Origin of the sequence: uncultured Cellulomonas sp. (assembly GCF_963527515.1) — a bacterium.
In the GTDB taxonomy this organism is placed as follows: Bacteria; Actinomycetota; Actinomycetes; order Actinomycetales; family Cellulomonadaceae; genus Cellulomonas.
Window position 1 is genome coordinate 1 of record NZ_CAURTV010000025.1, and the last position, 18,646, is coordinate 18,646.

Genomic DNA, 18,646 nt, shown 5'->3' on the forward strand with positions numbered 1-18,646 from the left:
CGGCCGGCCAGCACGGCGAGGGGCGAGCCCTGGGGCGGTGCGCCCGTCCCGTGGCGGTGGGCGCGGGCGAGCTCGAGGGCGAAGAACGGGTTGCCGTGCGCCAGGTCGCCCAGCCGGTACGCCGCGGGAGGGTCGAGCGCGGGCACCGCGGCCGCGACGATGCGCCGCAGGCTTGTCGGCGCCAGGCCCTCGAGGTCCAGCGTCTCGACGCGGCCGTCGAGACCGGGGGCGGCGACGGCGAGCTCCGCGGGGCTCCACGTCCGCGCGGTGGCCAGCAACGCCACCGGGTCGTCCCCGAGCCGGCGCAGCGCGAACCGCAGCGTGCGCCAGGTGATGTCGTCCAGCCAGGGCAGGTCGTCGACGGCGATGACGACCGGGCCGTCGGTGAGCAGCGTCCGCAGCCGTTCGAGCACCCAGCGGGAGCGCTCGACCACGGGGAGGTCCTCGGTGGGGTCCGGCACGGACCGGTGCAACCGGAACAGGTCCCGCAGGCCCTGCCCGGGGTTGTCGCGGTCGTCCTGCGTGGGCCGGGCCACGAGCACCTGGACGCCCGCGGTCCGGCAGCGCTCGACCCCGAAGTGCCACAGGGTCGTCTTGCCGATCCCGGCCTCGCCCACGAGCACGAGCGAGCGCCCCGGTGCGCCGACCTGGTTCGCGAACGCGTCGAGGCGACGACGCTCGGCCGCCCGCCCGACGATGCCGGGAGCGGGGTGCTGCGACGTCGGGGACGGTGCCACCACGGGGGTGAGGAGCCGCGAGGCCCCGGGCTGATACGACCGACGGTCAGACGGTCCGTGAGGAGGTCAGGTGGCGCGGCCTGCGGGGTGCCGGCACGGTACCGAGCACCGGCGGCGGGAGCGCCTTGGTCAGCTCCCCGACCAGGGCGCGCCAGCAGCGCTCGGCCTGCCGCAGCCGCGCGGCCACCTGGTCCGGGGACATGTGGCCGGTCACGCCGGCGCCGTCCGCCGCGTCGAGCGCGTCCAGGCCGCGGTCGACCACCTGCCGGGAGGTCCGGTAGTTCGCCGTGCCGCGGTCGGTCGCGGGGGTGAGGACCTCCAGCGCGGCAGCGGCGTCGTCGAACTGCGAGCGGACCAGGGTCACGGCGTGCGCACGGTCGGCGGTCGAGAGCCGGTCCGCCGAGTCCGCGACGGCCGAGACGATCGTGGAGTGCGCCAGCCTGTCGACCAGCTCGGCGAGTGCGCCGGGTGCCACCTGCAGCTGCAGCAGCAGCACGACGGTCCGCGCCAGCAGCGTCTCGGAGCGGACGCGCTCGACCCGGCGCCGCTCGGCCGCCCGGCGCTCGTCCTCCTCGGCCCGCAGCTCCTGCGCCAGCGCCTCGCGCTCGCGGCGCTGTGCCTCCTGCCGCGCCGCGGTGACCGGCCGTGCGACGACCTCGCTGGCCACCCGCACCTGGTGCTCCGACTCCACCTGGGCGCGCTGGACGAGCTCGACCGCCCAGGGGTTCACCGGGGCCGCGAAGCCCGTGTCGGTGTACCCGAACAGCGCGACGCGGTGCTCGTGGGCCCACAGGACGGCCGTCTTGGTGTACCCCGAGCGGGAGTAGAAGACGGCGACGGACGTGCCGGCCGCAGCGCGCAGGTCCTCGAGGTCGGAGCGTCCGACCGGGCTGCGCCGGTGCTCGACCCGGCCGGCGAAGTCCGCGCCGACGAGATCGAGGTCGACTGCGGACCCGGGTCCGGTCACCCGGACGTCCGTGCGGGCCAGGACCGTCCGGGCGTGCCGCTCGGCGAACCGCTCGGCGTCACGCCACTGCGGGTCCTTGCCGGTCGCACTCACGTCGGTCCCTTCGCACTGGCCCGCGGTCAGTCGTCCCCTGACGCTAGCGACCATGCCCCGCCGTCGGACTCGACTGTCCGGGTGACCCCCGGGCGACGAAACCGCCGGTCACCGCGACAGGACGGACGAATCGACCGGGTGAAGACCGGGTCAGCGCGCCGCCCACCCCGTCCAGCGGTCGACGCGCGCGCGGATCACCGGGCCGAGCGGCGGGAGGTCCCGGTAGACCGGGTAGCGCTCCTGCAGCGCCGCGAGATCGGCCGGCGCGGGACCGGCGTCGACCAGTCCGACGACCACCCGTCGACCAGGAACGCCACCGACGCGTTCTGGCGGATGTTGCGCAGCCGCCGCAGGTCGGTGCTCCGCTTGGGCTTGTGGTCGACGGCGACGACGACGGTGTCACCGACGACCGCGAACGTGACCGGGACGAGGTGGGGGCGCTGGTCGGTCCCCGTCGTGGCGAGGACCGCCCGCTCCTCGGCCACGAACCGGCGTCGGCACTCGTCAGGATCCACCCGTCCAGTGTGTCGTCGCGGTGGCAGGCTGGGCGCCATGACGGCACGGTGGCCGGCGTTCGCCCCGGCGCTCGACCGCGCGACGCACCATGCGCGCGCCTGGCTCACGTCCCTGGCCGACCGGCCGGTGCACCCCCGGGCCGACGCCGACTCCCTCGAGGCCCTGCTGGGCGGCCCGCTGCCCGAGGGGCCCACCGCGCCGGAGGTGGTGGTCGACGAGCTCGCCGAGCGCATCGAGCCCGGCCTCATGGGGATGCCCTCCGGCCGGTTCTTCGGCTGGGTGATCGGCGGGACGCACCCGGCGGCGCTCGCGGCCGACTGGCTGACCAGTGCGTGGGACCAGAACACCGCGATGCGGTACTCGACGCCGGGCGTCGCCGCGGTGGAGGCCGTCGCCGGTGCGTGGGCGCTGGACCTGCTCGGGCTCCCGCCGGACGCCGACGTCGGGTTCGTCACGGGCGCGACGATGGCCAACTTCACCGGCCTGGCGGCCGCACGGCACCAGGTGCTGGCGGACGTGGGCTGGGACGTCGAGAGCGCCGGTCTGGCAGGCGCCCCACGCGTGCGGGTGCTCGTGGGCGCCGAGCGGCACGAGACGGTCGACCTCGCGCTGCGCTACCTCGGGCTCGGGACGCCGACGGCCGTCGCCGCGGACGACCAGGGGCGGCTCGTCGTCGGCGAGCTGGCGCGCGCGCTGGAGAAGGGGAGCGGCCCGACGATCGTGTGCCTGCAGGCGGGCAACCTGCACTCCGGCGCGTCCGACCCTCTCGCCGACGCCATCGACGTGGCGCACGCGCACGGCGCCTGGGTGCACGTCGACGGGGCCTTCGGGCTGTGGGCCGCGGCGTCGCCCCGCCTGCGCGCGCTCGTCGCCGGCCACGAGCGGGCCGATTCGTGGGCCACCGACGCCCACAAGACCCTCAACGTGCCGTACGACTGCGGCCTCGCGATCGTCGCCCGGCCCGAGTCGCTGCGCCGGGCGTTCGGCATGCACGCCGACTACTTCTCGACCTTCCAGGGCGCCGGCGACCCGCTCGAGAAGGTGCCCGAGCTGTCCCGGCGGGCTCGCGGCGTGCCGGTCTGGGCCGTGCTGCGGTCGCTCGGGCGCAGCGGCGTCGCGGACCTGGTCGACGCGATGGTGGCGAACGCCCGGGCCGTCGCGGACGGGATCGCGGCCATCGACGGGGCCGAGATCGTCAACGACGTCGTCTACACCCAGGTCTGCGTCGCCTTCGGTTCCGACGACCGCACCCGCGAGGTCACCGCGCGGGTGCTGGCCGACGGCGTCACGTGGATGTCCGGGTCCCGGTGGCGCGGCCGGGACGTGCTGCGGGTGTCGGTGAGCAACTGGTCGACGGACGCCCGGGACGTCGCGCTGTCGGTCGACGCCGTGCGGCGGGCGTCGACCGACTGACGCGACTCAGTGGGTCTGGTCGGGGTCGACGGGTCGGGCGACCGGGGGACCCGCCGGCGGGTCGAACGGGTTGCCGGGTCCGGCCGCCAGCGGCTGGGCGACCCGCGGCGGGACCGGTCCGCGCCGGCGCCTGGCCCACCGGGTCGCCGCGACGGCCAGCGCGGCGAGGGCGCCGCCGAACGCGAGCCACGGCAGCAGGACCCCGAGCACGATCGCGATGCCCGCCATGAGGTCCACGAGAGAGCCCCAGCCGGTGGCCAGACCCTCGAGGAACGACTGCGGGCCGGTGGGCGGCACGGGCGGCGGGACGGGCTCGACGCGGGGCGGCAGGTCGGGACCGACGAGCGCGACCCGGATGGTGGACAGCGAGACCTGCTCGGCGATCGAGGCGCGCTGCGAGCGCAGCGACTCCAGGGCGGTCTCGCGCTCGGTGAGGGCGTTCTCCGCGGTGACGATGTCGTCGTGCGTCGTGGCGACGGCGAGCAGGTTGGTCATCCGGCCGACCGAGAGCTCCATCGCGTGGATGCGCGCGTCGAGGTCCTGGGCCGCCGCCGTGACGTCCTTCTTCACCAGGTCGACCGATCCCACCTCACCGAGCTCGCGCAGGGCGATCAGGGTGGGGGTGACCGCGGCGGCGGGGAGCCGGACGGTGAGCTGGGCGGTGGCCACCTCGGTCTCGGTGGCCGCCTTCTCGGCGCGGTCGTCCACCCGTCCGCCGGCGTCCTCGGTCAGGCGCACGATCGCGTCGGCGGCCTCCTGGGGGTTGTCGACGGACATCGCCACGTCGCCGGTCTGCACCACCTGACGGTTCTCGGTCGCCCGGTTGGCGGCGGGCGCCACAGAGCCGTCCGTCCCCTCCTCGGGCACGGTCCCGGTGTCGACACCGCCCTCGTCGGCTCCGACGGCGCCGGAGTCGGCGCCGGTCTCCGACTGCACGTCGCCCGCGCTGGCGCCGCTGTCTCCGGAGCTGCAGGCGGTGAGCGTGGCGCTCAGGGCGAGGATGCCGACGACCACCAGACGGGCGGTGCGGGCACGGACCTTCGTGGCGGGGTGTCTCGTCGTCGGCGTCATGGCGCGACCGTAGGGGGACCGGCGCGGGCCCGGGGCCGACGTGATCCGATCGTGACTGCGCCGGCGCCACTGGGTCACAATCGTGACCGGGCTGTCACCGGACCGCGTTCGTGCTGCTCAGACGGCGTAGGCGTGCGCCGTCCACAGGTGCACCGCGGCGAACGCGCGCAGCGGCCGCCACGGTGCGGCCAGGCGGGTGACCCCCGCTGCGGTGCCGACGTCGAGCGCGCGGCGCAGCACCAGGTCGCCGACGGGCAGCGCGTCGCGGTCGCCCAGCACGCGCAGCGCGAGGTAGTCCACGGTCCACGGGCCGATCCCCGGCAGCGCCAGCAGCCGCGAGCGGACGTCCGGTGCTCCCGGGGCGAGCGTGAGGCCGTCCGCGCAGGCCTGCGCGAGCGCGTGCAGGGTGCGGGCGCGGGCGTGCGTGATCCGCACGACGCGCTGCAGCTCCACCGGGTCGACGGCGGCGAGGCGCTCCGGCGACGGGTGCACGAGGAGCCCGCCCGGGCCGGGGCTCCCGTACGCGGCGGCGAGCCGCCCCCCGAACGTGCGGGCCGCGGCGAGGGAGACCTGCTGGCCCAGCACCGTGGTCACCGCCGCCTCGAAGCCGTCGGGGTGACCGAGCACGCGCAACCGGGGGCGGGCCCGGAGCAGCGGCCCGAGCAGCCGGTCGTCCCCGAGGGCGGCGCGCACGGCGTCGAGGTCGTCGGCCACCCCGAACCACCGGTCCGCCAGGTCCGCGAGCTCCGCCTCGGACCCGGCCGACGCCGTCAGCGTGATCCGGTCCGCCGCGAGCGTCGCCTCGACGAGCGACGGGACGCCGTCCAGCCGCACGACCCGGCGCACGGTGCTGCCCTCGACGACCTCGACGCCAGGGACGGCGTGGGCGATCAGCGAGCCCAGTGCCGGGACGGGATCAAACGGACGCCGGACGGCGAGGGTGCTGTTCATCGTCTCCTCCGGCTTTGCCAACACAAGATGGTCACATGGAAAGGATGCGGTGCCCGCGTGGTAGTGCTAGAACTGTCTTAGCCGATCGTCCCGGGTGACCGGAGCGACCGGCAGGCCGCAAGTTGGCCGCGTTGCCGAGGGTCACGGCGAGAGCCGGGCCGCCCGTGAGGGTTCAGGGAGTGCGCCAAGCCTCGTGCCGGCGAGACGCCTCTCCGTGGCGCCCCGTCCCCGGGAAATGGGGACGGGGCGCACCTACGTCCGGACTGCCTACGCTGAGGGCGTGCTCCCTCTTCTGCTGGCCGGCGCCACGGACGCGTCGGTGGCCGACGGCGTGCAAGGTTTCGTCGTCCCGACCATCGCCCTGCTCGCCGCCGTCGTCATCGCGTACCTCACGGCCACGCTCCTGTCCGCGCTGGTCAACCGGGCCGCCCGCAAGTCCGCCGTCGCCGCCGACCTGACCCGGCGGTCGCGCAGGCCCGTGCGTGCGGTCCTGCTCGTCGTGGCGGTGTGGGTCGCGCTGCGCCTGAGCACGGACCCGGCCGACTGGACGCGGACGGCCGAGCACGTGCTGCTGATCGCGCTGATCGTCACCGGGGCGTGGCTGATCGGCAGCCTCGCCTTCGTGCTCGAGGACGCGGCGCTGCAGCGGTACCGGATCGACGTGGCCGACAACCGGCACGCCCGCCGCGTCCGCACGCAGGTCCAGGTCCTGCGGCGCATCACCGTGGCGGTCCTGGTGGTCTGCGCGATCGCCGCGATCCTGCTGACCTTCCCCTCGGCGCGCACCCTCGGCGCCAGCTTGCTCGCCTCCGCGGGGCTGCTGTCGATCGTCGCCGGCCTCGCCGCGCAGAGCACCCTCGCCAACGTCTTCGCCGGGCTGCAGCTCGCGTTCACGGACGCGATCCGGGTGGACGACGTCGTGGTCGTCGACGACCAGTGGGGCCGCATCGAGGAGATCACGCTCACCTACGTGGTGGTGCACATCTGGGACGACCGCCGCCTGATCCTGCCCTCGACGTTCTTCACGACGACCCCCTTCGAGAACTGGACCCGCCGCGCGGCCGACCTGCTGGGCACGGTCGAGCTGGACGTCGACTGGGAGGTCCCCGTCGAGGCGATGCGCGGCGAGCTCACGCGGCTGCTGCAGGACACCGACCTGTGGGACCGGCGGGTGGGCATCCTGCAGGTCACCGACGCCGTCGGCGGGTTCGTCCGCGTCCGCGCGCTGGCCAGCGCCGTCGATGCGCCGACCCTGTTCGACCTGCGGTGCTACGTGCGCGAGGGGCTGGTCGGGTGGCTGCAGCGCGAGGCCCCGCAGAGCCTGCCCAAGACCCGGTGGGAGGGCACGACGCCGCCCACCGGCCGCCGCGCCCGCCCCGAGACGGCCCCCACGCCCACCACCTCGACGTCCGTCCTGCCGGTCCCCGGTGCCTGGTCAGCCGACGAGACGCAGACCATCCGGACCGGTGGGCAGGACTCGCGGCTGTTCACCGGCAGCATCGAGGCGCTGGAGCGCTCGCGGAGCTTCTCAGGCCCGGGGCAGGACGTCATCGCCGAGCGCGAGCAGAGCGCCGAGGACCACGGGGAGGGCCGGCAGCCCTGAGCCCGATCCGGCCGGTGACGCCCGAGGCGCTCGTCGAGGAGCTGGCGCAGCGCGTGGCAGGGCTGCCGGCGCGGGCGCGCGTGCTCGTGGACGGCGCCCCGGCGACGCAGCCGGGCCACCTCGCCGACGCCCTGGTCGATCCGCTGCGCGCTGTCGGCAGGCCGGTCGTGCGCGTGCACGCCGACGACTTCCTGCGGCCCGCCTCGGTCCGGTTCGAGCGCGGGCGGCACGACGCGGACGCGTACCTGGAGGAGCGGTGGGACGTCGGCGCGCTCGCCCGGGAGGTGCTCGACCCGTTCGCGGAGGACGGGCGCTACCTGCCGACGCTCTGGGACGCCGCGCGGGACCGCGCCACGCGTGCGGCGTACGCACAGGCGCCCGACGGGGCGGTCCTGGTGCTGGCGGGGAGCCTCCTGCTCGGTCGACGGCTCGACGCCGAGCTCACGGTCCACCTCACCGTGCGGGCGGCGACGCTGGCGCGGCGGACGCCGGCGGAGGAACGCTGGACGCTGCCGGCGTTCGCGCGGTACGACGACGAGACGGTGCCGGCGCAGGTGGCGGACGTGGTGGTGCACGTGGACGACCCGCGGCACCCGGCGCTCGAGGTCCGCACGCGCGCTACTGCGTGACGGCCGCCGTGACCCGCGCGGCCAGGCGGCGCATGGCGTCGGCCAGCTCGGGTGGTCCCACCGCGCGCAGCGGCACGCCGAACATGGTGAACGTCGCCGCGACCCCGTCCCACGACCAGGCGCTGAGCGCCACGCGGCTGCGACCCTCGCCCAGGGACTCGACGACGGCGTCGCGGCCGACCCACCGGGTCACCTCGGTCGCGGCCATGTCCACCTCGGCCTCGCCACGGCACGGCCACGGGGCCACCGCGGCGAACCGTTCCGCGACGAACGCGGCGACGTCGGGAGCGGGCAGCGCGCGGGGGGCGTAGCGCGGACCGGATCCGGACCTGGGGGTCATCCGGTCGACGCGGAACGTCCGCCAGTCGGCGCGGTCGAGGTCGAACCCGACGAGGTACCAGCGGCCGCCCCAGGTGACCAGGTGGTGGGCCTCGGCCCGGCGGGCGGGTCGCGGCCCGGCGTCGCTGCCCCCCGCGTAGTCGAAGCGGAGCACCTCGTGGGCACGGACCACGGCGCCGACCGCCAGGAGCACGTCGCGATCGACCTGGGGACGATCGCCGCGACGGGCGACGGTGGTGACCTGGAGAGCGTCGGCGGCCGCGCGCAGCCGCGCCGGCATGACCTGGCGGAGCGTCGCGAGCGCCCGGACCGCGGCCTCGTCGACCCCCGCGACCCCGCTGGACGCGGTCTGCAGCGCGACGACCAGGGCGACGGCCTGCTCGTCATCCAGGAGGAGCGGTGGCATCTGGGTGCCGGCGTCGAGCCGGTACCCGCCCTCGGGACCCTTGGTCGCGTGCACCGGGTAGCCGAGCTCCCGCAGGCGGTCCACGTCGCGACGGACGGTGCGCGGGCTGACGCCGAGGCGGTCGGCGAGGACGCCACCGGGCCAGTCACGGCGCGCCTGGAGCAGGGACAGCAGCGACAGGAGACGGGACGCCGGCGTCGACATGTCTCCAGGGTGGCACGGGTAGCGGACAGGATCTGGCCGCTACGCGCGCCAGGCTGGTGCAGCACCCACAGACGAGGGAGAACCCATGATCCAGACACGAGGACTGACCAAGGACTTCGTGGTGAGCCGAGACGAGACCGTGCACGCCGTGCGCGGCATCGACCTCGACATCGCCCCCGGCGAGCTCGTGGCCGTGCTCGGGCCCAACGGCGCCGGCAAGTCCACCACGATCCGCATGCTCACCACCCTGGTCCGACCGACGGCGGGGTCGGCGACCGTCGCGGGCACCGACGTGGTGGCCGACCCGGCGACCGTCCGGCGCCACATCGGCTACGTCGGCCAGGGCAACGGCGCCGGGCACCAGCAGCGCGCCGCCGACGAGCTCACCCTGCAGGGCCAGGTCTACGGGCTCGACCGGGCCGCGGCCCGACGTCGCACGGGCGAGCTGCTCGAGGCGCTCGACCTCACCGCGCTCGCCCGGCGCAAGGTCGGGGACCTGTCCGGTGGGCAGCGCCGACGCCTCGACGTGGCGCTCGGCCTCGTGCACGCACCCCGGCTGCTGTTCCTGGACGAGCCGACCACCGGGCTCGACCCCCACAACCGCGCCAACCTGTGGGAGCACATCGCGCGGCTGCGAGCCGAGCACGACATGACGATCGTGCTCACCACCCACTACCTCGACGAGGCCGACACCATGGCCGAGCGCGTCGTCGTGGTGGACCACGGGCAGGTCATCGCCGACGACACGGCGGACGGACTCAAGCGCACGCTCGCCGGCGACCGCGTGGTGCTCACCGCCGCGGTCGGCGGGACGGCGTCGCTGGTGGCGTCGCTCGTCGAGCGGGTGCCGGGTGCGCGGGACGTGACCGTCGACGGCTCCCGCGTCGAGGGGCGCGTCGCGGACGCCGCGGCGGCGGTGCCCGGGCTGGTCCTCGCGGCCTCGGCGGCGGGAGCGCCGCTGCTCGAGGCGCTCGCCGTGCGGCCGACGCTCGACGACGTGTTCCTGGCCCTCACCGGCCGCAGCCTGCGCGACGACGGTCCGCACGCGGGCGACGACAGCACCGACGACCCCACCCAGGAGGCAGCAGCATGAGCGCGACGACCGCCGTCCGACCGAGCACCACCGTGACCACCGCCCGCCGGTCCTGGCCCGCAGACGTCTGGCTCGTCATGACCCGCGAGCTGCGGCCGGTGGCCCGCGAACCGTTCTCCGTGGTCTTCGGGCTCATCCAGCCTCTCGTGTTCCTCGGGCTGTTCGGACCCCTGCTGGCGGGCTCGGTGGGCGAGTCCGCGGGCTTCGAGGGCGCGGAGGTCTGGCAGTGGTTCGTGCCGGCGATCCTGGTGATGACCACCCTGTTCGGCACGTCGACCACGGGCTCCAACCTGCAGTTCGAGATGCAGACCGGGGCGCACGAGCGGCTGCTGGTCACCCCGCTGTCGCGCTCGTCGCAGCTGGTCGGCCGGTCCCTGAAGGAGATGGTGCCGCTGGTCGCACAGGCGGTGATCGTCATCCTCGTGATGCTGCCGTTCGGCTTCCGGGCCGACCCCGTCGGGGGACCGCTCGGCCTCGTGATGCTCGCCGTGCTCGGCGTGGGGCTGGGCTCACTGAGCTACGCGCTGGCCATCGCGGTGCGCAAGCAGGAGTGGATGTTCTGGGTGGTCCAGCAGACCGTCCTGTTCCCGCTGCTCATCCTGTCCGGCATGCTCCTGCCCCTCGAGACCGGGCCGCAGTGGATGAAGGCGGCCTCCGCGTTCGACCCCCTGCGCTGGGTGGTCGAGGCGGAGCGGGCGCTGTTCGCCGGCGACCTGAGCAGCAGTGCCGTGGCTGCCGGCTGGCTCGCGGCGGTGCTCACCGCCGCGGTCGGGCTGGCCGTCGGGGTCCGCACCCTGCTGCGCAGCACCGACTGAGCACCTCACATCGCCCGTCCGTCGCACGTCTTCCGGGTGGAGCGCGCGACGGGCGGGCGATGTCAGTGGGTGGGGGAATGATGGCGAGCATGACGGTCCAGGACGACGTGGGGGATCTGCGGCTGCTCGACGAGACCCGGGTGGTCCACGCCGTCGTGCCCTCGCCGGTGGGTCCGCTCACGCTCGTCGCCCACGACGGCGGGCTGTCCGCGCTGCTGCTCCCCGACTCGAAGTACGAGGCGGTGCAGGGTCCGTTCGGCGAGCGGGTGGATGACGCGTTCGACGAGGTGCGCAGGCAGCTGGACGAGTACTTCGCAGGCACGCGCACCGAGTTCGACCTCCCGCTGCACCTGATCGGCACCACGTTCCAGAAGCGCGTGTGGCGGGGGCTGCTCCGGATCCCCTACGGGCAGACGCGGTCCTACGGGGACCTCGCCGCGGAGATCGGGCTAGACCCGCGGACGTCCTCGAGGGCGGTCGGGGCGGCCAACGGGCGCAACCGGATCGCGATCGTCGTCCCGTGCCACCGCGTGATCGGTGCCGACGGCTCGCTCACCGGGTTCGCCGCGGGGCTGGACCGCAAGCGGTTCCTGCTCGGGCACGAGGCCAAGGGCCGCCCGCGCGAGCACCTGCTGTTCTGAGGAGGGTGTCCCGCCCACGCCGCCGGTGGCACCATGAGTGCCATGGCGCTGGTCCGCTACGTGGCGACCGCCGCCGAGGCCGCCGGCACCGCCGCCGAGCAGGTGCCCGCCTCGACGGTCGGTGAGCTGCGCGCCCAGGTGCTCGCCCGCCACGGCGGCGAGCTGGCCCAGCTGATCGGCGGGTGCGCGTTCGTGGTCGACGGGGTCATCTCCGACGACGGGGCCAGGCTCGGTCAGAGCGACGTCGTCGACGTGGTGCCCGGCTGACGGCTCCCCGGATGCGCCGCCCGCACTTCGCTGCGAGCGTGTGCGCATGAGAGTCGTCGTCGTCGGTGCCAGCGGGAACGTCGGCACCGCGTTGTTGCGGCGCCTCGCCGACGACGGCACCGTGACGTCCGTGGTGGGGGTCGCGCAGCGGGTCCCGACAGGTACCCCGCCGCCGCCGTACCGCGCCGCGACCTGGGTGCGCTGCGATGTCGCCGACCCGTCCGCGGTCGACGTCCTCGCGCCGGCGTTCGCGGGGGCCGACGCCGTCGTGCACCTCGCGTGGGCCATCCAGCCGAGCCACGACCGGCGCCGGCTGCACGACGTCAACGTCGCGGGCACCCGGCACGTCCTCGCGGCCGCCCGGCGGGCCGGGGTCCCCCACGTGGTGGCCGCCTCCAGCATCGGTGCCTACTCCCCGGCCCCCGACGACGTGCCGCGCGGAGAGGGCTGGGCCGTGGACGGCGTGCGGTCGTCGTCGTACAGCGTGGACAAGGTTGCGGTCGAGCGGATGCTCGACGAGGCGGAGGAGGCCGACCCGGCCGTCACCATCGCCCGGATGCGGCCCGCGCTGGTCTTCCAGCACGCGGCCGGGCACGAGATCTCGCGGTACTTCCTCGGGCCGTGGGCACCGAAGCGAGCGCTGGCCGGGTACCTCGGGATGCTGCCGTGGCCGACGGGTCTGCGCCTGCAGGTGGTGCACGCGGACGACGTGGCGGCGGCCTACCGGGAGGCGGTCGTGCGTCGCGTGCGGGGACCGTTCAACCTGGCGGCCCCGGACGTGCTGCGCGGACAGGACGTGGCCGACGTCGTGGCCCGTGGACGCCTCCGGGAGGTGCCGGCCGAGGTGGCCCGCGCCGCGGTGGCGACCGGCTGGCACGCGCGGATGGTGCCGGTCGGGCCCGGCTGGCTGGACATGGCGCTGGCGGCGCCGGTGCTGGACACGTCCCGCGCCGAGCGGGAGCTGGCCTGGCGGCCGGCCTGGTCGGGCGCCGCCACGCTGGCGGACATGGTGGCCGGGATCGCGGCCGGCGCCGGGACCGCGAGCCCGCCCCTGCGGCCACGGCGACGCTGAGCCTGGCATCCTCGACGGCATGACGGACCACATCCCCGCCGAGCGGCACGTCTACGGCCGCCCCGACGCCCCCGTCACCGTGCTGGAGTTCGGTGACCTCGAGTGCCCGTACTGCCGCGCCGCGGCGCCGGTGCTGCGTGAGCTGGTGGACACCTCCGACGGGCAGGTGCGGCTGGTGTGGCGGCACTTCCCGCTGTTCGAGGTGCACCCGTACGCTCTTGCGGCGGCGCTGGCGACGGAGTCGGCCGGCGCCCACGGCAGGTTCTGGGACCTGCACCAGGAGCTGATCAGCCACCAGGACCGGTTGGCGGACCAGGACCTGCGGGCGGCCGCCGAGCGGCTGGGGCTCGACCCGGAGGAGGTCGCGGGGGACGGCGCGCAGGCCTACGCCCCGGCGGTCTCCGCCGACTACTCCGCGGGCATCGAGCTCGGGGTGCGGGGGACACCCACGATCTTCGTCGGCGGCACCCGCTTCCACGGGAAGCCGACGCTGCAGCGGCTGCGCGAGGCCGTCGAGGCGGTGCGATGAGGACCGCGCTCGTCACGGGCGCCGGCCGGGGGATCGGCCGGGGCATCGCGCTGGGGCTGGCGCAGGCCGGGTACGCGGTGGCGCTGGTCGGCCGGACGCGTGCGCACCTCGACGCGGTCGCGGACGAGATCGGCGGGGACGTCTGCGTGGCGGCGGCGGACCTGATCGACGCCACCGCCGTGCTCGACGCGGTCGCGCGGGTCGAGGAGGAGCTGGGCGGGATCGGGCTGCTGGTCAACAACGCCGGCGTCATCGAGCGCGCCGAGGTGCCGTTCGCCGACGACGACGTGGAGGACACCTGGCGCGTGATCGAGGCGAACGTCCGCGGGCCGCTGCTCGTCACCCACGCGGTGCTGCCCGGCATGCTGGCGCGGGGGGACGGCCGCGTGCTCCACATCAACTCCGGGGCCGGGCACCGGGCGATGACGACGTACACCGGCTACGCGATCAGCAAGGGCGCGCTGGCCCGGTTCACCACCCAGCTCGACGCGCAGTACCGCGATCGCGGCATCCGGGTGCTCGACCTGGCACCGGGAACCGTGCAGACCGCGATGACGGGCTCGATGCCGGTGCACCAGGACCGCACCGAGTGGACGCCCGTCGAGGCGGTCGCCGAGCTGGTCCGGGCGTTCGGGGACGGGGAGCTCGACGCGCTGTCCGGTCGGTTCGTGCGCGCGGGGACGGACACGGTGGACTCGCTGCGCGCCGCGGCGGCGCAGATCCTGGCGACGGACGCGCGGACGCTGCGTCTGGCTCCCTACGGCGACAAGGACCCGGTGGTGTGATGGACCCGATCCGGCACGAGCTCGTGGTGGCCTGCACGCCCGCCGAGGCGTTCGACGCCTGGGTGGACGACATCGGGCAGTGGTGGCACCCCGACTACACGCCCGACCCCGCCGGCTTCCTGGGGGCGGCCATCGAGCCGCGCGTGGGCGGTCGCGTCTACCTGGTCGACGCCACGCTCGGCGAGGTCGACTGGGGCAGCGTGCTGGCCGTCGCCCCCGGAGCGCTCGTCGTGCACACGTCCTGGCTCGGGCAGGACCCCGCACACCCCAGCAGGCTCGCCGTGCAGTTCGTCCCGCTCGACCAGGGCGGGACGCGCGTCGAGCTCGCCCACGAGGGCTGGGACGAGTCCAACGTGGAGTTCCGGCACAAGTTCACGGAGTGGCCCCTGATCCTCGACCGCTACGCCGCGTTCGTCGCCCGGACCCGCTAGCCCTGTGCACGCGACGACCGACGTCGACGTGTCACCAGGCACCACCGAGCTGCCCACCACCGCGCCGCCCGTCACGCCGACCGACGAGCCGACGTCGCCGTCTGCGACTCCGACCCCGCTCCCCACGACCCCGACCGAGACGGTCACGCCCACCGACGCGGCGACCGCCGAGCAGCCGGTGACGGAGGGACCGTCTCCGACGGTGTCGCAGGTGCCCGTGCCCACCGAGACGGTGGTGGTCCAGGTGCCGTGGACACGCGACCCCGCGGTCACCAGCTCGACGATCCCGCTGGGGGCGATCGTCACCGCGCTGCTGGTGCTCGTCCTCGCGGCGACCGCGCTCGCCCTGCTGTTCCGGCGCTACCGCCGGCTCGGTCCGGTGGGCGTGCCGGCAGCGGCCGCGCTGGAACCGGCCGCCTCCACGACAGAGATCGGCGTCCTGGACGACAGGCGTGCGGTCGCGGTCCCCGCCGAGGAGCAGGCGGACACGGTCGCCACCGTCCGGTTCCTCATGGCGCTCGGTGAGGCGATGATCGACTCGAGCGCGCCGGTGGTCCAGGTGACCCGGACGCTCGAGCGGGTGGCGGCGATCAACGGCGCACCGCAGGTCGCGGTCATCGCGCTGCCCACCGCCCTCCTGGTCTCGGTACCGGGCCAGGCGTCCGTGCAGACCGCCGCCTCGTCGGCCGGCTGGCGGAGCCTGCGCCTGCACCAGGTGCAGGACGTGCTCGGCGTGGCCGACGACGCCGAGGCCGGCACCGTCGGCCCGGTCGAGGGTGCCGCGCGGATCGAGGCGGCCGTCTCGGCGCCACCGCTGTACGGCGGGCCGACCCGCGTCCTGGGGTACGTCGGGGTCTCGGCGGGGCTCGCGATGATCCTCGGCGGAAGCCTGGTCGACGTCCTCGTCGCCTCCGTGCTCGGCGCCGCGATCGCCGGCCTGCAGGTGGCGACCGCGCGCCTGCCCGCGGCCTACCAGGCGCTCGTGGTCCTGGGCTGCGCGTTCGTCGTGTCCGGCGCGGTGTTCCTGCTGTCCCGCACCGGGATCGACGTCGGTGGGCTCGCTCCGCTGGTCGCGCCCCTGGTCACCTTCCTGCCCGGCGCGCTGCTCACCACCGCGGCGATCGACCTGGCCACCCGCCAGATGATCGCGGGCTCGGCGCGGCTGGCTGCCGGGGTGATGCAGCTGGTGCTCCTGGCGCTGGGCGTCACCGGGGCCGCCGCGCTGGTCGGCGTGCCCGCGTCGCAGGTCGGCACCGCCTCCGCCCAGCCGCTGGGCTGGGCCGGGCCGTGGCTCGGGGTGCTGGTCTACGGCACCGGGGTCGTGTTCCACCACTGCGCCCGGCGCACGGCGCTGCCGTGGATCCTGCTCGTGCTCGTCGTCGCCTACGCCGGGCAGGTGCTCGGGGGGCTGTTCTTCGGCGGGGTGTTCTCCGCGTTCATCGGGGCGCTGGTCATGACGCCGGTGGCCATGTTCGCGGCCACCCGCCCGACCGGGCCCCCGGCGCTCGTCGGGTTCCTGCCGGGGTTCTGGCTGCTGGTGCCCGGCGCGCTCGGGCTGGTGGGGGTCACCTCGATCCTGGGCGACGGGGCTCGCGCGCTCGACACGGTCGTCGCCGCCGGCACGACGATGGTCGCCATCTCGCTCGGCGTCCTGGCGGGGATCGCCCTCGGTTCGGCGGTGGGGCGCCGCGCGGGGCTGGCCGTGACCCGGTTCTAGTCCGGCGCGCGCCAGGGCAGCGGCGGCAGCGGCGGCGGGGCGTCGCTCAGCGGGGAGCACAGCGGCAGCTTCTCGCCGAGCCACCGCAGCAGCACCGAGCCCAGCACCGCCGCGGTCAGGGAGCCCGCCAGGATGCCGATCTTCGCGTCCTGCAGGTGCTGGGCGTCGTCGAACGCGAGCTCCGCGATGAACAGCGAGATGGTGAACCCGATGCCGGCCAGCACCGCCCCGCCGAGCAGGTGGCCCCAGCGCACGCGGCCCGGCAGCTCACCGAGCCCGAGCCGGATGGCGAGCGTCGCGGCGCCGGTGATCCCGATGGCGTTGCCGAGCACCAGCGCGACCGCGACGCCGATGGCCAGGCGGGACTGGGCAGCGGCCTCGAGGGACTCCATGTCCAGCTGGATCCCGGCGTTGGCCAGGCCGAACAGCGGCACCACGACGAACGCGCTCCACGGGTGCAGCATCCGCTGCAGCCGGTCGTTGGTGGGCACCGCCGCGCGCGCCGCGAGCTCGGTCAGGTGCTCCCGCTCCGCCGTGGCGTCGTCCATGAGCTTGCGGCCGTAGCCGCCGACCTCCTCGATGACCTCCGGGTCGGCGGGCCGCGCGGGGACGAGCAGCCCGAGGATGACGCCCGCCAGGGTCGCGTGCACGCCGGACGCCTCCACGGCGAACCACAGGGCGATCCCGGCGAGCACGTACGGCGCCAGCTGCCACACGTTGAGCCACCGCAGCACCAGGATGCCGACGACCACCGCGCCCGCCAGGGCGAGGGCGGTCAGGTCGACGTCGTCCGTGTAGAACACCGACATCACGGTGATGGCGCCGATGTCGTCAACGATCGCCAGGGTGAGCAGGAAGAGGCGCAGCCGGTCTGGGCACTGCGGGCCGAACAGGGCGAGGATGCCGACGAGGAACGCGGTGTCGGTGGACATCACGACGCCCCAGCCGTGCGCTGCGTCGGTGCCGCCGTTGAACGCCAGGTAGACGAGCACCGGGACGAGCAGGCCACCCAGGGCGCCGAGCGCGGGGACGGCGACGGTGCGCTTGTCGCGCAGCTCGCCCGTGGTCGCCTCGCGGCTGATCTCCAGGCCGACGACCGTGAAGAAGATGGCCATGGCGGCGTCGTTCACCCAGTGGTGCAGGTCGAGGTCGATCCCCCAGGTGCCCAGGTGGAAGCCGGCGGACGTGCTCCACAGCGACTCGTAGGAGTCGGCGAACGGCGAGTTGACCCAGACGAGGGCGACCACGGTGGCGGCCAGCAGGTAGACGGCGCTGCCGGCCTCGTTGGTGAGGAAGTTCTTGACCGAGGGCTGCAGCGCGGGCAGGGAGACCCGCAGCGACGGGCCGGGGGTGGTCGAGGTCGTCGACATGCGGATCAACGTCGCAGGTGATCGGCCACGACGCAACGGGCGTTCGCCGTCGGCGTCAGAGGTGCTTCTCCGGGTCGCCCCGCAGCGCGGCCACGTGGTCGGGCACGTAGGTCGACAGCTCGCGCGGCGGACGTTCGTAGCCGTTCGAGGCGGCGGGCCGGTCCGGCAGGACCACCTTCTCGCGCGGGACGTCGGTGTACGGGATCGTCGAGAGGAGGTGGCTGATCATGTTGAGCCGCGCGTGCTTCTTGATGTCCGACTCCACGATGAACCACGGGCTGGCCGGCACGTCCGTGTGCACCAGCATCTCGTCCTTGGCCTTGGAGTACTCCTCCCAGCGGCTCAGCGACGCGGTGTCCATCGGGCTGAGCTTCCACTGCCGGACGGGGTCGTTCAGCCGGGACCGGAAGCGCTTCAGCTGCTCGGTGTCGGACACGGAGAACCAGTACTTGCGCAGCAGGATGCCGTCCTCGATGAGCATCTGCTCGAAGATCGGCGTCTGGCGCATGAAGCGGGTGTACTCCTGCGGCGTGCAGAAGCCCATGACCCGCTCCACCCCAGCGCGGTTGTACCAGGAGCGGTCGAACAGGACGATCTCGCCGGCCGCGGGCAGATGGGTGACGTAGCGCTGGTAGTACCACTGGCCCTTCTCGCGCTCCGTGGGCGTCGGCAGGGCCGCGATGCGCACGACGCGGGGGCTGAGGTACTCGGCGATCCGCTTGATCGTGCCGCCCTTGCCGGCGGCGTCGCGGCCCTCGAAGATCACGACGACCCGCGCACCGGTCTCCTGCGCCCACAGCTGCACCTTGACCAGCTCGGCCTGGAGGCGGAAGAGCTCGGCCTCGTAGACGTCGTTGGAGATCTTGTCTTTGTGCTTCTTCGCCGACTTCCCCGACTTCTTCGCCATGCCGGGACGGTACCGCCGGTGGTTCCTCGCCGCCCGACGTCCGCAGACGCGGTGGAACTCGCGCTTGATACCCGCATCTGCGGCACTACG

20 protein-coding genes are annotated in these 18,646 nt (G+C 74.8%); 12 read left to right on the forward strand and 8 right to left on the reverse strand.

Annotated features, from left to right (window positions below; genetic code table 11):
- From RYN42_RS08550 to RYN42_RS08560, 3 genes are all read right to left on the reverse strand, one after another.
- Nucleotides 1-740: AAA family ATPase (locus RYN42_RS08550; protein ID WP_315095343.1), on the reverse strand; the 740-nt coding region annotated here is incomplete at its 3' end.
- A 43-nt stretch (nt 741-783) separates the two neighbouring features.
- Nucleotides 784-1,797, reverse strand: a complete 1,014-nt coding sequence (locus RYN42_RS08555; RefSeq protein ID WP_315095345.1) for a hypothetical protein — start codon at nt 1,795-1,797, stop codon at nt 784-786.
- Between the two features lie 194 nt (nt 1,798-1,991).
- The gene (locus tag RYN42_RS08560) at nt 1,992-2,312 is read right to left on the reverse strand and encodes a pyridoxamine 5'-phosphate oxidase family protein (RefSeq protein ID WP_315095346.1); all 321 of its coding nucleotides are present in this window, start codon (nt 2,310-2,312) and stop codon (nt 1,992-1,994) included.
- Nucleotides 2,313-2,349: 37 nt separating this feature from the next.
- On the opposite strand from RYN42_RS08560, the gene RYN42_RS08565 reads away from it, so the two are divergent.
- Nucleotides 2,350-3,726, forward strand: a complete 1,377-nt coding sequence (locus RYN42_RS08565; protein ID WP_315095347.1) for a pyridoxal-dependent decarboxylase — start codon at nt 2,350-2,352, stop codon at nt 3,724-3,726.
- Between the two features lie 6 nt (nt 3,727-3,732).
- Here the strand turns inward: RYN42_RS08565 and RYN42_RS08570 are convergent, their stop codons facing one another.
- Together RYN42_RS08570 and RYN42_RS08575 are read right to left on the reverse strand one after the other, a co-directional pair.
- Complete coding sequence (locus RYN42_RS08570) at nt 3,733-4,797, reverse strand: DUF4349 domain-containing protein (RefSeq protein ID WP_315095348.1); 1,065 nt, start codon at nt 4,795-4,797, stop codon at nt 3,733-3,735.
- Nucleotides 4,798-4,914: 117 nt separating this feature from the next.
- Nucleotides 4,915-5,748, reverse strand: a complete 834-nt coding sequence (locus RYN42_RS08575) for an AlkA N-terminal domain-containing protein (protein WP_315095349.1) — start codon at nt 5,746-5,748, stop codon at nt 4,915-4,917.
- 280 nt (nt 5,749-6,028) lie between these two features.
- Here RYN42_RS08575 and RYN42_RS08580 point away from each other — a divergent pair, with 280 nt between their 5' ends.
- Entirely contained in the window at nt 6,029-7,351 is a 1,323-nt protein-coding gene (locus RYN42_RS08580; RefSeq protein ID WP_315095350.1) for a mechanosensitive ion channel family protein, read from the forward strand.
- A gap of 14 nt (nt 7,352-7,365) precedes the next feature.
- On the forward strand, nt 7,366-7,980 hold the full coding sequence (locus RYN42_RS08585) for a uridine kinase (protein ID WP_315095351.1): 615 nt from the start codon (nt 7,366-7,368) through the stop codon (nt 7,978-7,980).
- Here the strand turns inward: RYN42_RS08585 and RYN42_RS08590 are convergent.
- Entirely contained in the window at nt 7,970-8,929 is a 960-nt protein-coding gene (locus RYN42_RS08590; RefSeq protein WP_315095352.1) for a WYL domain-containing protein, read from the reverse strand. The two genes, RYN42_RS08585 and RYN42_RS08590, sit on opposite strands and share 11 nt — an antisense overlap.
- Nucleotides 8,930-9,014: 85 nt before the next feature.
- Between RYN42_RS08590 and RYN42_RS08595 the strand changes: the two genes are divergently transcribed.
- The 9 genes from RYN42_RS08595 to RYN42_RS08635 all read left to right on the forward strand — a co-directional run bounded on the left by RYN42_RS08595 (nt 9,015) and on the right by RYN42_RS08635 (nt 16,279).
- Nucleotides 9,015-10,022 carry an ATP-binding cassette domain-containing protein gene (locus RYN42_RS08595; protein ID WP_315095353.1) on the forward strand — a complete coding sequence of 336 codons (1,008 nt, stop codon included), beginning with the start codon at nt 9,015-9,017 and terminating at the stop codon, nt 10,020-10,022.
- Entirely contained in the window at nt 10,019-10,837 is an 819-nt protein-coding gene (locus RYN42_RS08600; protein WP_315095354.1) for an ABC transporter permease, read from the forward strand. Before RYN42_RS08595 ends, RYN42_RS08600 begins: the two co-directional genes overlap by 4 nt.
- A gap of 89 nt (nt 10,838-10,926) precedes the next feature.
- Nucleotides 10,927-11,478, forward strand: a complete 552-nt coding sequence (locus RYN42_RS08605) for a methylated-DNA--[protein]-cysteine S-methyltransferase (RefSeq protein WP_315095355.1) — start codon at nt 10,927-10,929, stop codon at nt 11,476-11,478.
- Nucleotides 11,479-11,511: 33 nt separating this feature from the next.
- Complete coding sequence (locus tag RYN42_RS08610; protein ID WP_315095356.1) at nt 11,512-11,745, forward strand: MoaD/ThiS family protein; 234 nt, start codon at nt 11,512-11,514, stop codon at nt 11,743-11,745.
- A 46-nt stretch (nt 11,746-11,791) separates the two neighbouring features.
- On the forward strand, nt 11,792-12,817 hold the full coding sequence (locus tag RYN42_RS08615; RefSeq protein ID WP_315095357.1) for an NAD-dependent epimerase/dehydratase family protein: 1,026 nt from the start codon (nt 11,792-11,794) through the stop codon (nt 12,815-12,817).
- Between the two features lie 19 nt (nt 12,818-12,836).
- A complete protein-coding gene (locus tag RYN42_RS08620) occupies nt 12,837-13,346 on the forward strand; it encodes a DsbA family protein (RefSeq protein ID WP_315095358.1) in 510 nt (169 codons plus the stop codon).
- Nucleotides 13,343-14,131: an SDR family oxidoreductase gene (locus RYN42_RS08625; protein ID WP_315095359.1), complete on the forward strand. Its 789-nt coding sequence runs from the start codon at nt 13,343-13,345 to the stop codon at nt 14,129-14,131. The genes RYN42_RS08620 and RYN42_RS08625 overlap by 4 nt, the downstream gene beginning before the upstream one ends.
- Nucleotides 14,131-14,562, forward strand: coding sequence for an SRPBCC domain-containing protein (locus RYN42_RS08630; RefSeq protein ID WP_315095360.1), 432 nt, complete (start codon nt 14,131-14,133; stop codon nt 14,560-14,562). Before RYN42_RS08625 ends, RYN42_RS08630 begins: the two co-directional genes overlap by 1 nt.
- 4 nt (nt 14,563-14,566) lie before the next feature.
- Nucleotides 14,567-16,279 carry a threonine/serine exporter family protein gene (locus RYN42_RS08635; protein ID WP_315095361.1) on the forward strand — a complete coding sequence of 571 codons (1,713 nt, stop codon included), beginning with the start codon at nt 14,567-14,569 and terminating at the stop codon, nt 16,277-16,279.
- On the opposite strand, the gene nhaA is transcribed toward RYN42_RS08635, so the two are convergent.
- A complete protein-coding gene (gene nhaA / locus RYN42_RS08640; RefSeq protein WP_315095362.1) occupies nt 16,276-17,649 on the reverse strand; it encodes a Na+/H+ antiporter NhaA in 1,374 nt (457 codons plus the stop codon). The two genes, RYN42_RS08635 and nhaA, sit on opposite strands and share 4 nt — an antisense overlap.
- A gap of 55 nt (nt 17,650-17,704) precedes the next feature.
- Complete coding sequence (gene ppk2 / locus RYN42_RS08645; RefSeq protein WP_315095363.1) at nt 17,705-18,556, reverse strand: polyphosphate kinase 2; 852 nt, start codon at nt 18,554-18,556, stop codon at nt 17,705-17,707.
- Between the last annotated feature and the right edge of the window lie 90 nt (nt 18,557-18,646).

Bases quoted from the DNA above. Each gene is read 5' to 3' on its own strand.
- RYN42_RS08565 (WP_315095347.1), top strand. From the start codon at position 2,350: ATGACGGCACGGTGGCCGGCGTTCGCCCCGGCGCTCGACCGCGCGACG.
- RYN42_RS08570 (WP_315095348.1), bottom strand. From the start codon at position 4,797: ATGACGCCGACGACGAGACACCCCGCCACGAAGGTCCGTGCCCGCACC.
- RYN42_RS08575 (WP_315095349.1), bottom strand. From the start codon at position 5,748: ATGAACAGCACCCTCGCCGTCCGGCGTCCGTTTGATCCCGTCCCGGCA.
- RYN42_RS08590 (WP_315095352.1), bottom strand. From the start codon at position 8,929: ATGTCGACGCCGGCGTCCCGTCTCCTGTCGCTGCTGTCCCTGCTCCAG.
- RYN42_RS08595 (WP_315095353.1), top strand. From the start codon at position 9,015: ATGATCCAGACACGAGGACTGACCAAGGACTTCGTGGTGAGCCGAGAC.
- RYN42_RS08600 (WP_315095354.1), top strand. From the start codon at position 10,019: ATGAGCGCGACGACCGCCGTCCGACCGAGCACCACCGTGACCACCGCC.
- RYN42_RS08605 (WP_315095355.1), top strand. From the start codon at position 10,927: ATGACGGTCCAGGACGACGTGGGGGATCTGCGGCTGCTCGACGAGACC.
- RYN42_RS08610 (WP_315095356.1), top strand. From the start codon at position 11,512: ATGAGTGCCATGGCGCTGGTCCGCTACGTGGCGACCGCCGCCGAGGCC.
- RYN42_RS08615 (WP_315095357.1), top strand. From the start codon at position 11,792: ATGAGAGTCGTCGTCGTCGGTGCCAGCGGGAACGTCGGCACCGCGTTG.
- RYN42_RS08620 (WP_315095358.1), top strand. From the start codon at position 12,837: ATGACGGACCACATCCCCGCCGAGCGGCACGTCTACGGCCGCCCCGAC.
- RYN42_RS08625 (WP_315095359.1), top strand. From the start codon at position 13,343: ATGAGGACCGCGCTCGTCACGGGCGCCGGCCGGGGGATCGGCCGGGGC.
- RYN42_RS08630 (WP_315095360.1), top strand. From the start codon at position 14,131: ATGGACCCGATCCGGCACGAGCTCGTGGTGGCCTGCACGCCCGCCGAG.
- nhaA (WP_315095362.1), bottom strand. From the start codon at position 17,649: ATGTCGACGACCTCGACCACCCCCGGCCCGTCGCTGCGGGTCTCCCTG.
- ppk2 (WP_315095363.1), bottom strand. From the start codon at position 18,556: ATGGCGAAGAAGTCGGGGAAGTCGGCGAAGAAGCACAAAGACAAGATC.